14 protein-coding genes are annotated in these 13,946 nt (G+C 73.9%); 4 read left to right on the forward strand and 10 right to left on the reverse strand.

From position 1 onward, the window contains the following. The first annotated feature begins 184 nt into the window (after positions 1 to 184). Complete coding sequence (locus AB0O40_RS08075) at positions 185 to 667, forward strand: nuclear transport factor 2 family protein (protein ID WP_365036869.1); 483 nt, start codon at positions 185 to 187, stop codon at positions 665 to 667. An 85-nt stretch (positions 668 to 752) separates the two neighbouring features. On the opposite strand, the gene AB0O40_RS08080 is transcribed toward AB0O40_RS08075, so the two are convergent. The 4 genes from AB0O40_RS08080 to AB0O40_RS08095 all read right to left on the reverse strand — a co-directional run bounded on the left by AB0O40_RS08080 (position 753) and on the right by AB0O40_RS08095 (position 3,217). Then, positions 753 to 1,172 (reverse strand): TIGR03618 family F420-dependent PPOX class oxidoreductase, encoded by a 420-nt coding sequence (locus AB0O40_RS08080; protein ID WP_365036871.1) that lies wholly within the window; start codon positions 1,170 to 1,172, stop codon positions 753 to 755. Positions 1,173 to 1,278: 106 nt separating this feature from the next. Further along, complete coding sequence (locus AB0O40_RS08085) at positions 1,279 to 1,407, reverse strand: hypothetical protein (protein ID WP_365036873.1); 129 nt, start codon at positions 1,405 to 1,407, stop codon at positions 1,279 to 1,281. Positions 1,408 to 1,460: 53 nt separating this feature from the next. Next, positions 1,461 to 1,604 (reverse strand): hypothetical protein, encoded by a 144-nt coding sequence (locus tag AB0O40_RS08090; protein ID WP_365036875.1) that lies wholly within the window; start codon positions 1,602 to 1,604, stop codon positions 1,461 to 1,463. A gap of 119 nt (positions 1,605 to 1,723) precedes the next feature. After that, entirely contained in the window at positions 1,724 to 3,217 is a 1,494-nt protein-coding gene (locus AB0O40_RS08095; protein ID WP_365036877.1) for a condensation domain-containing protein, read from the reverse strand. Between the two features lie 421 nt (positions 3,218 to 3,638). On the opposite strand from AB0O40_RS08095, the gene AB0O40_RS08100 reads away from it, so the two are divergent. After that, entirely contained in the window at positions 3,639 to 5,048 is a 1,410-nt protein-coding gene (locus tag AB0O40_RS08100) for an alpha/beta hydrolase (protein ID WP_365036879.1), read from the forward strand. 121 nt (positions 5,049 to 5,169) lie between these two features. On the opposite strand, the gene AB0O40_RS08105 is transcribed toward AB0O40_RS08100, so the two are convergent. The 3 genes from AB0O40_RS08105 to AB0O40_RS08115 all read right to left on the reverse strand — a co-directional run bounded on the left by AB0O40_RS08105 (position 5,170) and on the right by AB0O40_RS08115 (position 9,125). Next, positions 5,170 to 5,976: a 4'-phosphopantetheinyl transferase superfamily protein gene (locus AB0O40_RS08105; protein WP_365036881.1), complete on the reverse strand. Its 807-nt coding sequence runs from the start codon at positions 5,974 to 5,976 to the stop codon at positions 5,170 to 5,172. A gap of 318 nt (positions 5,977 to 6,294) precedes the next feature. After that, a complete protein-coding gene (locus AB0O40_RS08110) occupies positions 6,295 to 8,184 on the reverse strand; it encodes an acyl-CoA dehydrogenase (RefSeq protein WP_365036883.1) in 1,890 nt (629 codons plus the stop codon). Further along, positions 8,181 to 9,125, reverse strand: coding sequence for an aromatase/cyclase (locus AB0O40_RS08115; protein ID WP_365036885.1), 945 nt, complete (start codon positions 9,123 to 9,125; stop codon positions 8,181 to 8,183). The genes AB0O40_RS08110 and AB0O40_RS08115 overlap by 4 nt, the downstream gene beginning before the upstream one ends. A 731-nt stretch (positions 9,126 to 9,856) precedes the next feature. Here AB0O40_RS08115 and AB0O40_RS08120 point away from each other — a divergent pair. After that, on the forward strand, positions 9,857 to 10,105 hold the full coding sequence (locus AB0O40_RS08120; protein WP_365036887.1) for a DUF6059 family protein: 249 nt from the start codon (positions 9,857 to 9,859) through the stop codon (positions 10,103 to 10,105). Between the two features lie 44 nt (positions 10,106 to 10,149). On the opposite strand, the gene AB0O40_RS08125 is transcribed toward AB0O40_RS08120, so the two are convergent. The 3 genes from AB0O40_RS08125 to AB0O40_RS08135 all read right to left on the reverse strand — a co-directional run bounded on the left by AB0O40_RS08125 (position 10,150) and on the right by AB0O40_RS08135 (position 13,209). Further along, positions 10,150 to 11,181, reverse strand: a complete 1,032-nt coding sequence (locus AB0O40_RS08125; RefSeq protein WP_365036889.1) for an NAD(P)-dependent alcohol dehydrogenase — start codon at positions 11,179 to 11,181, stop codon at positions 10,150 to 10,152. Positions 11,182 to 11,435: 254 nt separating this feature from the next. Beyond that, positions 11,436 to 12,263 (reverse strand): thioesterase domain-containing protein, encoded by an 828-nt coding sequence (locus AB0O40_RS08130; protein WP_365036891.1) that lies wholly within the window; start codon positions 12,261 to 12,263, stop codon positions 11,436 to 11,438. 124 nt (positions 12,264 to 12,387) lie between these two features. Beyond that, complete coding sequence (locus AB0O40_RS08135) at positions 12,388 to 13,209, reverse strand: AfsR/SARP family transcriptional regulator (RefSeq protein ID WP_365036893.1); 822 nt, start codon at positions 13,207 to 13,209, stop codon at positions 12,388 to 12,390. Between the two features lie 305 nt (positions 13,210 to 13,514). Between AB0O40_RS08135 and AB0O40_RS08140 the strand changes: the two genes are divergently transcribed. After that, positions 13,515 to 13,865: a hypothetical protein gene (locus AB0O40_RS08140; RefSeq protein WP_365036895.1), complete on the forward strand. Its 351-nt coding sequence runs from the start codon at positions 13,515 to 13,517 to the stop codon at positions 13,863 to 13,865. The last annotated feature ends 81 nt before the right edge of the window (positions 13,866 to 13,946 follow it).

Raw genomic sequence — 13,946 nt, forward strand, 5'->3', positions numbered from 1 at the left:
TGGTGTTCGGCCAGTATTGCGAGGGCGCGGCCGGGCCGTAAATAGCGTTCAGTACAGGCCTTCGACAAGCAATGACAGAAAAACGACGGTTACGTCAGATCTTTGACAAGCGGACTTGCCGCGGACGGTGTGCGCGAAGGCATTCTCAGGCATGACCTCCACCCAAATAGCTGAAGATTCCGCCGTGGATTCCACCACGGCTCCCGCTTCCTTCGCCGCAGAAACGGAATCCGAGACTCAGGTCGCGTCCCTGCTGAGCCGCTACCTCCTTTCGCTCGACGACGAGGAGGAGGAGCTTGACGAGGCCTGGGCGGCGCGTCTGTTCGCCCCCGAGGCCGTGGTCGCGTTCCCCCACAACCGCCACGAAGGCATCGAGGGAATGGCCGAGTACCACCGGTCCGCGCTGGCCGCCTTCGCCGGCACCCAGCACCACGGTTCGGCCCCCGCGGTCGCCGTCGACGGGGACCGGGCCACGCTGCGCGCGAACCTGATCTCGACGCATGTGCACCACGCCCGGCACGTGGCGCCCGAGGGCCCGCTCGCGCCGCTGTTCGCCAACGGCACCTTCGTCACCGGCGAGGCGCGGCGCACCGCGGAGGGCTGGAAGCTGACGCTGCTGGCCTTCCGCCTCCTGTGGGCCGAGGGCAACCCGCCGCCGGCCGCCTGATCCCCCAGGCACCCCGCCACCACGCGCGCGGCGGTGCCCGGATCCCTCCGGGCACCGCCGCGCGTTCTCATCTCCGCTCCCGGCCCTAGACGTTCAGGCTCAGGATCTTGTCGACCTCGATCTCGACCACCACCCGGCCGGGCGGGTTCGGCGGCGCCGACCAGTACCTCTTGGCGTACCGCTTGGCGCCCTGGGCGACCCGGGCCGGCTCCTCGACCACCCGCCCGGTGCCCTCGAGGGTGACCCAGGCGAAGCCGGCCACCTGGCACATGGTCACCCGGCTGCCGGGGGTGGCCAGCAGGTTGCGCGCCTTGCGCGAGGAGGCGACCGTCATGACCCGGACCAGGCCGGCCGCCCCGTCCCAGGTGAACCGGACGGGCGCGGTGTGCAGCGTCCCGTCGGGCCGGATGGTGGTCAGGGCCCCGACGTGCTGGGGATCGTTCAAGAACGCCTCGACCGAGGGCGACACCGCCGGAGCGGCCGAGCGCGCTTGCGACAACGACATGGGTGTGAGTCCTTCTTCCGCTGGGACGTGCGCACCCCACCCGCGCGGGCAAGGCGGCGGGGCCCCAGGATGTTGGATCCCGCCCGGAGTACGGCCGGAGCTTCGCTCAAGTACGGCCGGTACCCCGGCGGACGCCGAGGACCGCCAGCCACAGGATGCGGCGCAGGTGCGCGGCGCACACCCGGCGCAGGCACTCCCGGACCGGCGGGCCCTTCGGCAGCGGCTCCGCGGGCATCTCCCAACCGTGCCCGGACAGCGTCCGGACCGGCGAGGTCCCGTACGGCACGGCTAGTCGATGCCGCGGACGATGGTGATGAACTCGGTGTCGTCCTCCTCCGCACCGGCGAGCCGGAGCGGGGGCGCGACGCCCACGGGCACCATTCCGAACACGGCCATCTCGACTTCCAGGAATTCTTCCTTGACGTCGAACATCGGCAACCTCCCCTACGATCGGTCGCCCCAACGTGTCAAGGTTCGCTCGCGGTCGGCTCGACGGCGGATCGGCCGGGGATCGTATACAGCCGGAGCCCGACGGCGCCCGCCGGGCCCCGTCAGGCCGTGCCGGGGCGGCGGCCGTCCGCGATCCGCGGCGGCTCGTCCCCCTCCAGCAGCGCCAGCACCTGCCCGACCGTGGTCGCCTCGTCCGTCTCCGGCAGCTCCCGCAGCAGCGCCGCGCAGTGCCCCACCAGCCGGCCGGCGTCCGCCGCCGAGATCCGCGCCCGGTCGTGCACCGCGGTCAGGGTCAGCGCCCCGTCCTCGGCGCTGTGCGCCAGCAGCGCCACCGGGTAGACGGTGTGCGCACCGCTCGCCCGCAGCGGCTCCACCCGGATGCCCCGGGCGGCCAGTTCGGCCTTGAGGTCCGCCGGCGGACGCGGCCCCGACTCCACCGCCACCAGGCTCTCCAGCAGCCGGCCCTCCATGGCGCGCCCGGTCCACTCGTGGATCTGCCCGCAGGAGACCCACTCGTACGGCGCCATGTCCAGCGCCATGTCCCGCAGCGCGGTCAGCAGCCGGGTCAGCCGGTGCCCCGGGTCCACCTCGACCGTCATCGGCAGGCAGTTGCGCATCGGCCCGGGCAGCCGCTCGACCGCGTCCAGCGCGATGCCGCGCCCCGAGACGGTCACACCGAAGCCCACCGGCGCCGCCCCCCGCGCACCGGTCGCCCGGTACAGCAGCAGCGCCCACACCGCCTGCAGGGCCGTGGAGTCGGGCACCGCCTGGCCGGCGGCCCAGTGGTGCAGCCGGCCCGCGTCGGCGGCGCTCAGCTCGGCCTCGGCCCGGCCCGGGCCGCTCTCCAGGGTCTCGGGCCCGGGCAGCGCGGGCAGCACCGCGGGCGCGCCCTCGGGCACCGCCCGCGTCCAGAACTCACGGGCCGGGGCGGTGTCCTGACGGGTCAGCCAGCTCGCCCAGTCCCGGATGTCGGGGCGCCGCTCGCCGCCGGAGAGCCGCCCGCCGGCCAGGTAGGCCCGGTAGAACTCGTCCAGCAGCACGAAGACGCTCCAGGCGTCGAGCAGCCCGTGGTGGAAGGTCAGCAGGATGCGCGTGGCGACCGTGCCTTCGGGGCCGTCCTGCGGCCGGGCCCGGCCCGCCGGAACCGCCGGGGCCGCCGGGTCGTCGACGAGGGTGACACGCAGCGGACCGGGGCGCCGCAGGTCGAAGCCGCGCCTGCGGTCCGTCTCCAGCAGCTCGTCCCAGTCCACGCTCCCGGCCGGGTGGCGCACCACGTCGGCGTCGGCCCGGTCGTGCAGCACGACCCGCGGCTCCGGCTCCCAGTCGAAGGCGGCGCGCAGCACGGTCTCCCGGTCCACGACCGACTGCCAGGCGGCGGTGAAGCGTTCGGTGTCCAGCGGCCCCCGCCAGCGCCACGACAGCTGCTCGACGTGGCGGCCGGTACCGCGGTGGTCCAGACAGTCCAGCAGCAGGTCGTGCTGCTGCCAGGTCACCGGCAGGGTCGGCCGCGCCGGCCGGGCGGGCGCGTCGGAACGCCCGGCGGGCCCACGCCCCCCGCGGTCCCGCATGGCGCGGGAGCGGCTCTGGCTCGCCATGACCCGCCCTCCTCCCGGTCCATCCCTCCCGTACGGGCCGCCGGACACGGCGGACCCGGGAAGTGCCTCGCCCGAGGGCGGGCTACTCCCGGGCCCACCGTGGAGCACCCCGCTGCCAGCCCGCTGACACGGCGCTGACGCGGGTCGAGGATCGGCCCAGACCTCCTGGAGAAACGGGAAATCCCCCGCTCCCGGCCCCCGCGCCCGGCCCGCCCCGCCCTGCCCGGAGCCCGCCACCCGGCCCACCGCCCCGGTCCACGCGAACCCGACCGGTACCCGGCCCCGCCACGATCAGGAGTCGAACCGCCGGGCCCCCTCGGCCCGGCCGCCCGCGCGGCACGGCAGTTCGGCACGGCCGTTCGGAGCAGTCCGGGGTGTGGCAGCCGGGGGCCGCCCTCGCCGCGCTCCTACCTTCCCTCCCATGACCCGACCTCGCTCATCGGACGGACCCGCGTCCGGGATGCCCCGCCGGACCGCCCTGGCCGGACTGGTCGCCGGCGCCGCCGCCGGAGCCCTCGCCGCGCCGACCGCCGCCACCGCCGCACCGGCCGCTGCCCTCCCGGCGGCCGCTCCCGACCCGGCACCCGGAGCCATGCGGCTCTTCGACGACCCCGGCTTCGAGTTCGCCGGGCTCTTCGCGCTCGGCGCCGCCGGGATGCGCGCCTCCGACGTCGGGGAAGTGCTCACCGCCGTCAACGCGATCAACGCCGCCGGGCTCTCGGAGCAGACCTTCACCGACACCTTCCGAAGCTGGGGGGACCGGCTCGGCGCACCCCCCGCCGCCGGCCGGCACGGCGGCCGGGAGCCCTCGCAGACCCGCCGGTTCCGCGCGCTGCGGGCCGCCCAGTACTACGCGCAGGCGCTCTTCTACGTGCTCGGCACCCGTCGCCCCGGCGACGAGGAGGCGGTGTACCTCGCCGGGCGCCGTGCCTGGGACACGTTCGCACGGCTCTGCTCGCCGGCCGCGGTCCGGGCGCAGGTCCCGTACCGCGACACGCACCTGCCGGTGTGGTTCTTCCGCCCCGAGGGCGCACCGGCGGACCGGCCCCGGCCCACCGTCATCCTGACCAACGGCAGCGACGGGCAGAACGTCGACATGTGGACGTACGGGGTCCGCGCCGCCCTCGACCGGGGCTGGAACGCCCTGGTCTACGACGGTCCCGGACAGGGCCAGTTGCTGTTCGTCGAGGAAGTGCCCTTCACCGCCCGCTGGGAGGAGGTCGTCGGCCCGCTGATCGACTGGCTCGACGCGCGCCGGGACGTCGACAGCGGCCGGATCGCCCTCACCGGCCTGAGCATGGGCGGCAACCTCGTCGCCCGGGCCGCCGCCTTCGAGCCCCGGATCGCGGCCCTGGCCTGCCAGCCGGGCTGCGTCACCCCGTGGTTCGGCTTCCCCGAGGAACTGCGCGCCGTGGTCACCGCGGACAAGGCCGAGACCAACCGGGTGTGGAACGAGGAGGTCGTCCCCGAGCTCACCCCGCAGCTCGCGTACACCGTCAAGAAGCGGTTCGAGATCTTCGACCGGCAGGCCCTGCGGGCGGCGCGCGCCGGCCGGGTCCTCACCGACCTGTGGACCCCCGCCCAGCGGGCGATCAGCCTCGACGTCACGGCCGTGGTCCCGAGGATCAAGGCGCCGACCCTCGTCCTCGACTACGACTTCGAGCAGTTCTACCCCGGCCAGCCGCAGCAGATGTACGACCTGCTCCGCTCACGCCGTGAGTACGTGAAGCTGACCACGGCCACCGGGGCGCAGCTGCACTGCTCCCCGATGGCCCCGCAGCAGCACTGCGACATCGTCTTCGACTGGCTGGCCGAGGTGCTGCACCACTGACGTACCGGCCCCTCCCCCGCGGCATCGCACGGGCCGCGGGGGTGGAGTCCGGTGCGGTCAGGCCGCCGGAACGAAAAGAGGAAACGGTTCTGCGAGGGGCGGAAGCGGTTCCCCGCGCCACTCAGGACGCCGGCCGGGCCATGGCCTCCAGGAAGCCGTGGTCGAGCATCGTGACCACCGAGGTGTCGTCGGCCGTGCTCAGCCCCGCGTCGTGGCAGGCCACGCTCAGCAGGAACCGGCCCATCACCTCGTGCGTGGCGAAGCCCCACTCGCCCCGGGTCGCCGCGCTGCCGTCCGGCGCCTGGAGCCGGCCGCCGCTGAAGCCGAACTCCTTGAAGCCCAGCCGCAGCCCCTGCCCCAGCGCCTTGGTGTACGCCTCCTTCAGCGTCCACAGCCGCAGCGCGTGCGGCACCCGCTCCTCCTCCGGCAGTTCGGCGATCTCCGCCGCCTCGGCCGGGGTCAGGATCTGGGCCTTCAGCAGCTCCAGCCGCACCGACCGGCCCACCGCCTCCACGTCCACCCCGATCCGGCCGGTGCGGCTCAGCCCCACCGCCATCAGGTCCCCGGTGTGCGACAGGCTCAGCTCGATCTGGTCGAACCCGCGCAGGTACGGACGGCCGCGCAGCCGGTAGGCGAGGTCCAGGTCCTCCGGCTCGGTGCCCAGCGCCGCCGCGGCCGTGTACTTGATCAGCAGCCGGGCCGCCGCGAAGCGGTAGCGCACCGTCGGGTCGGGGGTGCGCTTGTAGCGCTCCCAGTCGGAGCCGAGCAGTTCACGCAGCCGGGGGCTGGTGAGCACGCTGGGCAGCCATTCGCTCCAGGTCGTGTGGACCACCGCGTTGCCGAGTTCCGCGAGATTCTCCCGGACCCCGTGCCAGGGGCCGGCCGGCCTCGGCACATGAATGGGTTCGGCACATCTCACCTGGTCCATCTTCTTCTCCCTGCATGTAGTCCCAGCCGCCCCGAGGGGTCGGCGACAAGCCGGGACGGGCAGCCCGCCCCGCCCGGCACAACCCCGTGGCCCACGGCACCGCCCCGTGCGACCCCGGCAACCACCCCGTGGGACCCCCGTCGGCGTTCCCCCGTACTCCTGGCTCCCGCCTCCCGCGCCCACCGGGACGCGAAGGCCGCGGGCCCGGCCGGCCGCCACCGGCCGGGCCCGCCGACACCGGCGGGCGGCACGCCGTCGTGCCGCCCGCCCGTACCCGCTCCGGCGCCGCCGGCCGCACCCGGCCCCGCGCCGCGCGGATCAGCCCGCCAGCCCCGTCCCGTACAGGTCGAGGCTGCGCCGGTCCGCATACCGGCTCAGCACCTCGGCCAGCAGGGTCTCGGTCACCCCGTCGGGCAGCTCCGGCATCGCCACGCCGAGCCGGCGGCCGATCCGGCTGAGCGCCAACAGCGCCCAGGAGGGGTCCTCGAGGAAGGAGCCGGTGCCGGCCTGGTTCTCCCAGACGCCGAGCACCGCGCCGGCCGCGAGCACCAGCGCGTACCGGTCGGTCAGCGCGATGGCCTGCGGGTTGAAGGCCGGCGACCCGGCCAGCCCCAGGGACACGCACCGGTCCCGGAGCACCCGCAGCTCCTCGACGAAGGTCCGCCCGTAGCCGGCCAGCGCCTCGAACAGCGGCCCCTCGCCACTGCGCCCGTCCAGCCGCCCGGAGGCGCCGACCAGCGCCGCGCTCAGCAGGTCGTTGGTACCGGAGTGGGCGAGCCGGCGGGCGTCGAAGTCCGGCAGCGGCGCCCCGGGCCGGAACAGCTCCGCCGGTGGTTCCGGCGTCGCGAACCAGGTCGACCGGGCCAGCGCCGGCAACTGCGGCACCAGCACGGCCTGCACGACCGCGGTACCGGCGTGCCCGAGCCCGGCCACCGGCAGGTCCCGGACCAGCTTCTGGAAACCGCCGTACAGCGGACCCCGGTCGTAGCCCCGGGCGCCCAGCACGGTCGCCAGCTCCTCCAGGTCCTCCCGCAGCAGGTCCGGCATCGTGTACTTGACCGCCGCGGCCACCAGATGGGAGTCCTCCGGCAGCAGCGTCAGCGCCCGCAGCCCCGTGACCGCCATCGCGTCGCAGGCCAGCAGGTCCGCGAAGACCTCGGCGAGCACCTTGTGCCAGCGCCGGGCCGGCTGCCCGTCGGCGCGCCCCTCGGTGGCGGCCCGCACGGCCAGCCGCAGGACGCTGTCCACCCCGGCGATCACCGTGGCCGGCACCATGCAGTGGCTGAGCTGGAAGCTCCGCAGCGCCACCGACAGGCCACCGCCCTCCGGCCCGACCAGCGCGCTCTCCGGCATGGCCACCCCGGCGAGCCGGAGCCCGGAGAAGTGCGCGCTGCGCATCCCCGGCACCTCCACCCGGGGCAGCCGCTGCACCTGGCCGGTCTCGGCCTGCGCGGGATCGAGCAGCATCACGGAGTGGCTGTCGGGCCCGAGCTCCCCGGCGGTGCGCACGTACATGACGAACTGGTCGGCGCGGTGCGCGTTGAGCACCACGTCCTTGCGCCCGTTGAGCAGGTACCCGCCGGAGCGCTGCGGCCAGGCCGACAGCTCGCTGCGCAGGATCGCGTTGGCGTGCGCCACCTCGCGGTGCACGGTGGTGGCCCGGCCGCCGCGCAGCAGCACCTTGGCCAGCGCCTCCCGCTGCGCCTCGTCGCCCGCCGTCCACACGGCGGAGGCGGCGAACAGCGAGGTGACGCCGAAGCCGTAGCCGAGCGCCAGGTCGCGCCGGAACACCGGCCGCAGCACCCGGGCCAGCTGCTCCAGGCCGCCGAGGTCGCCGCCCAGTTCCCGGGGCACGAACTCGTTGCCCAGACCGGCCTCTTCGAGCAGTTCCTCGGTGGCCTCGGGGACCACCCGGGTCTCGTCGGCCCGCAGCAGCGCCAGGTGCCCGTGCGGGTTGGCCGGATCGAAGGGATCCCCGAGCAGCGCCTCCAGCCGGGCGGCGCGGTCGGGGTCACGGATGTCCCGTACGGGGGCGTGGGTTTCCCGTACGGGGGCGGTGGGGGCGGCCGCGGGGGCCGCCGGGGCGACGGCCGCCGCAGCGGCCGCGCCCGAGGACGCGGGGGCGGGCCCGGGACCGGGCCCGGCGCTCGCCGCCGGGTCCCCTCCCGCACCCGATACGGAGGCGGCCGTGACCAAGGCAGCGGTCACAGGACCCGTACCGCACCGGCTGCGTACTGCGTGGCGTGGCGCAGTACGGACAGGCCGGCCTGGCCCAGCGCGTCCCGGATGTGCCGGCGCGCGGTGGCCAGGTCCGCGCCCTCGCCCAGGACCTCCTCGACCGCGTCCTCGCGCAGCAGCACCATGTGGCGGGCGGTGACGGTGACGCCCGACTCGTCGGGGTCCACCGCCCATTCGCCGGTGTGCGCGGCCAGCAGCGGGGAGGTCAGGGTCTGCTTGTAGACGATCCGGCCGGCGGCCGGGAAGCAGATGCGGACCGACTCGGTGTTCTGGGAGCTGCCGTCGATGGAGATGCTGCCCATGGACAGCACCTGCACGCCCGGCTCCTCCTCGGCCAGCGCCAGCTCCTTGACGTGCGGCAGGTGGCCGGGCCAGTCGGCGGCGCGGTAGAGGAAGTCGAAGATCAGCTCCGCGGGCCCCTTGATGCGGACGGAGTCCTCGAAGGACATCACCGTCTCGTCCAGGTTGGCCCAGGGCGCCGCCAGCCGGTCCAGCTGGGCGCGGCTGTTGGCGCGGGTGACCTCTTCCATCCACCGCACGGCGCCGGGGTCGTCGCCGTCGACGGTGAAGGCGTGCTCCAGGGTGACCCGGGAGCGGTTGCCCATCGGTTCGACGGTCCACACGCCGCTCATCGACGTCACCGGGGCGGCGGTCAGTTCCTGCGTGAACTCGACCCGCAGCCGCTCGACGTCCAGCCGGCGCCGGGAGACCCACGACTTGACCTGGTCGCCCGTGGTGGCCCACATCCGCAACCGCTCGCGCGTCCCGTCGAAGTCCAGCTGTTCGACGTGGACGACAGGCGGGAAGAACAGGGGCCACTGCGTGGCGTCGGCGATCATGCCGTAGAGCACGCCCGCCGGGGCCGCCGCGATCACATCGTGGACCGTACGGTGCACTTGCGCATCCGACATCTTCCACACCCTCCATATTCGATGCGGCGGCGCCTTGCCGGCCGGGCTCCGACCCCCGGCCGGCAGGGCGCCACCTGTGCCGATGTCCCTCACACCGGCACAGCGCATGCCGCCTCGTGGAGAGGCGCCGGCAACCGTGCCGGCTGGCCTGTACGTGGCGGCCGTGTCCATGACCCTGTCCGGAACTGCTCGTGGACCACCGGACCGCGACTCGAACCGGACCTGTCCGCCCCTGGAACCCCCCGGGGCGTACCCGCGTACGGGCCCGGCGGGGCGCCACCGGGCACCTGACGGGGCGTACGGGGAAGGGGTGCGGGGCGGGACCGGAGGCCGGTCGGGGGGCCGGTGGCAAGGGCGAGATACGGCCACGGCACGGGGGCACGCGAGGAGAGCGGGGCGCGCCCGGTCCCGGCCGCTTCCTCCAGTCCCGGCCGAGCCCCCCGTGAGCAGCCCTCCAGCCGGGCCGGGCACAGTCGTTGCCGAGGGGATCGGGCGGCGTCAACTGGCGGACGCCGCACGCGATGCCCGGGGCTGCTCCTCGTCGGTGCGCCCGCTGCCAGGCCGCCCACAGGTTCACCCCCGTACCCGTGGGCGGCCACGGCCGTTCACCTGCGTTCGAGCCGCGTTCGAGCAGGACCCCGCGGCTTCTCGACCCCGCTGCCAAAGCGTAGACCCCACCTGGGCGCACCGATGCGGCCACCGACGGACGGGGCGGACATGGGGTGCCGACGATGAGCGGCTTCGACCCGCGCAGGCTGGTGCGCGCCCTGTGGGAGGGCCTGGTCGTCCTGGGCCGCCTGCACGTCACCGGGGGACGCGAGGAGCACGAGGCCGCCCCCGCGCGGCGCCGGCCGGTGTACGACTGCCCGCCCGCGGGCCACCCGGAACGGCTGCGGCCCGAGGTCCCGTTGAGCCCGGTGGAACGCCGGCTCTCCCGCCACCTGCGCGAGGCCCTGGCCCGCTCCGGCGAGACGGCCTGAAGACGGGCCCACTTCGCGGCCTCGGCGTTCCATCCGCGGCCGGCCTACGGAGAGGCCTCCGTCCCCGGCATGGTGACGACGACCTTGCCGAAGTGCTTGCCGAGCTCCAGATGGTGCAGCGCTTCCTGCACGTCCTCGACGGGGTAGACAGCGTCGAGGACCGGAGTGATGCCGTGCTTGTCGATGAAGGCCGCCAGTTCTTCGAGCATCTCCAGGGAGCCGGTCTCGATGCCGTGGACGGTGACGTGCTTGGTGACGAACTGGTAGACGTTGATGTCCGCCGAACGTCCGGCGATGAGCCCGATGAAGCTGATGCTCCCGCCGACCTTGATCGCGTCGAGGGAACGATTCAGATTCTCGCCGCCGACGGTCTCGATGACGTGGTCCACGCCCTCGCCCCCGGTCCTGCTCAGCACCTCGGCGGCGACATCCGGGGTGCTCCGGTAGTTGATGGTCTCGACGATGCCGAGTGAGCGGAGCTTCTCGATCTTCTCGTCGCTGCTGGAGGTGACGATCGGCGTGGCACCCAGCGCAAGAATCAGCTGCGCGGCGAACAGGGCCACTCCTCCGGTGCCGTGGACGAGTACGGTCTGGCCCGGCCGGATCCGGCTGCGGTGCGCCACAGCGTGCCAGGCGGTGACTCCGGCGATGGGGAGTGTGGCCGCGTGTACGTCATCGAGGCTGTGACTGGCGCGCACCGCCTCGTCCTGTTCGATCAGGACGTACTCGGCGAGCATGCCGCGGTTGACCGGACCGCCCACGGGCGACACATAGATGTCGCGGGTGAGCGGTCCGGATCGCCACCGGGGCAGGAATGCGGCCGAGACCCGGTCGCCCGGGCGCCAGCGGGCTACGTCGGCGCCGGTCGCGACCACGGTGCCGACGCCGTCCGAGATGGGCACCACGGCCTGCTGCGGGGACCAGTGTTCGACACCGCCCACGACCAGTAGATCACGGTAGTTCAGCGAAACGGCCGAGACCTTGACCAGCACCTCGGTCCGGCCGGGCACCGGCATCGGCACGGAGTCGGACGTCAGACGGTCGATTCCGTCGCCCCTGGTCGTCCACGCTCTCATCCGCTCCGGTATCGGTATCTCCGCCGAGTCGGATGCCGGCACGTTCGGATGGGCTTGTCGGGGTGCGTTCATGGATGCTCTGTCTCTTCCGTCGCATCGGGGATCACATCACTGGTTCCCATCCTGCACACCGGCCGACCTGGCGGCAGGCGCGGGGTGCCGGGGCGGAGCCTCGCCGGGCAACGCCAAAGCGCCGCGCCGGGCTGCAGGAGGCAGCCCGGCGCGGCGGCAGGGGCGGGGGCGGGCCCCGGACGTCAGAAGCGGGGGAGGGCGCCTACGGGGGCGGCGACGCGCTCGCGGCAGGCTTCGCCGATCAGACGCGGCAGCGCCTCGCCCCCGGCGAAGAAGTGGTCCCCGGCCAGGGTCCGCGCCTCCACCGGCCCGGTCGTCCACCGCTGCCAGTCCCGCACCGCGGCCGGCACGGCCAACGGATCCTCGTCCCCCGCGAAGACGAGCAGCGGCGTGTCCACCGGCCCCCCCGTCCGCGGGTCCAGCGCGGCCTCGCGCAGGTCCTTCGCCAGCCGCAGGTCGTCCCGCAGCACCGGCAGCACGCTGCGCCGCCACAGCCCGCCGGGATCCGCTGCGGCCCCCTTCGGCACCGAGCCCAGGTCACCCAGCAGCGGCAGCAGTTCGTCGTCGGGCAGGTCGGCCGCGCCGACCAGCGCGGTGCTGGTGTGCGGCGGCAGGCAGGCCCCCACCGCCAGGAACAGCGGCGGCGGCGCCCCCGCGTCCGACAGCGCCTTGGTCAGGGTGTAGACGACCAGCGCGCCCAGGCTGTGCCCGTACAGCGCGTACGGCCCTTCCTTGGACGCCGCGAGCAGCGGCTCGAGCAGGTCGTCCAGGAGGGCGGTGCGGTCGGTCACCCGGGACTCGCGCCGCCGCCCCTCACGCCCGGGCAGCGGCAGGGCGACCACGTCGACGTCGGGCCCGACCTCGACCGGCCACCTGCGGTAGCTGGCCACGCCGGCGCCCGCGTGGGCGAGGCAGTGGAGCCGCACCCGCGGCCCCACCGCCCCGTCCGTGTCCTCGCGGGCGTAGCCCGCCGCTCGTACCGCCTCCTCGACCCCCGACAGGGAAGTCATCCGTCGCCCACCTCCTGGGAAGCCGCGCGGCTCAGCGGCACGTGCGTGCCTGAAACCGTCACGGCCCGAGCCTCACCCGCTCCTCTGGAGCGTGGCTCGACCCGGGCTGTGCCGGACATCAGGTTCAGGCGGTGTACAGGTCGAACGTGGAGGAGCGGCGGGGACCGGCGACCACGTCGAGCCGCGGGTCGACGGCGAGCATCGCCTGGTGCAGCCGCTGGAGCTGCGGCGAGGGCTCGACGCCCAGCTCGTCGATGAGCCGCTGGCGCAGCCGGCGGTAGACGTCCAGCGCCGAGGCCTGCCGGCCCGAGCGGTAGAGCGCCACCATCGCCTGCGAGTGCAGCCCTTCGTGCTGCGGGTGACGGGCGATCATGTCGGTGAGCTCGGCAATGAGTTCCACGTGCCGGCCCAGCCGCAGATCGGCGTCGATCCGCCGCTCACGGGCCACCAGCCGGCTCTCCTCCAGGCGCATGACCTCGATGTCCAGGATCGGCCCGACGCGCACGTCGACGAGCGCGGGCCCTTCCCAGAGGTCGAGCGCCTCCCGAAGGCACTTCGCCGCGTGGCCGTCCTCGCCGTCCTCGAAAGCCTGCTGGCCCTCCGCAACCAGCCGCTCGTACGCGTGGACGTCGACCGCCTCGTTCGGGATCTGGAGCATGTAGCCGCCGTAGCGGGTGGCCAGTACGTCCTTGGCAGAGCCGGGGACGTCCGGACCCATGGCGGTCCCCAGCCGTCGACGCAGCTGGAGGATGTAGGTCTGCAGGGTGGTCAGTGCGCTCTGCGGCAGGTCGGTGCCCCAGATCTCCTCCATGAGCGTCGGCACCGGGACGACCCGGCCGGGGTACAGAGCGAGCAGCGCCAGGATCTGTCTCGGCTTGCCGGCGGTCGGGACGATCGATATTCCATTGACCTCGGCATTCAACGGACCCAGGACCTTGATCTTCATAATTCCCTCCGCGTGCCTTGCCGGCCGCCGTCGATTCCGAGCCGGTATTCGAGACTTCCGATACTGTCGCCTTCCGGCATTTTCTGTCATCGCCGTTGACCGTAGACGAGGGGCACCATATCTTCCGGCAACCCGCCCACCTGGGGGTCTTGAGCAGACCTTGAGCGGGTTTTGAAGTCGGCCCGGAGATTCATCTCAAGGGGCGCTGACAAACCGCTGACAAAGCGCTGACAAAGCGATCAAGAAACGCTCTCGTGGTGCATAAATGCTTTTCGCGAACGGCGCGTGCTGTTACTTTCCGGACCATGGCGACGCATTCGACTGGTTCGATCAGCACGGCGACGGGCACGACCGCGAACACGACGACCATCACCGCGGCCGTCCCCCGCCAGAGGACCCCTTCCCCTTCGGTCCCCAAGGCCCCGGCGGCCCCCGCGGCCACCCCTCCCGCCCCTTCCACCTGCCCCGACATACCGGCGGCCGGTCTCGCCGGCCCGGCGGCCGACCCGCACGCGCACGGCGTGCTGGCCTGCCTGGCCGCCCCGGGGAACCTGCCCGGGCTGCCCGATCCGGCGGTCCTGCTCGGCCTGCTCGGCACCTGGCACCAGCGCCGGAACCTGGTCGGCTTTCCCGATCTGATGACCGACCGGCGCTGAAAGCACGCGCGGCCGCCGCGCCCACCGCACGGCGGCCCACACGCCGCACCCCACCACAGCGCGGCCCGCACCGGCGAAACT

This window comes from Streptomyces sp. NPDC089919 (genome assembly GCF_040684615.1).
Classification (GTDB): Bacteria; Actinomycetota; Actinomycetes; order Streptomycetales; family Streptomycetaceae; genus Streptomyces.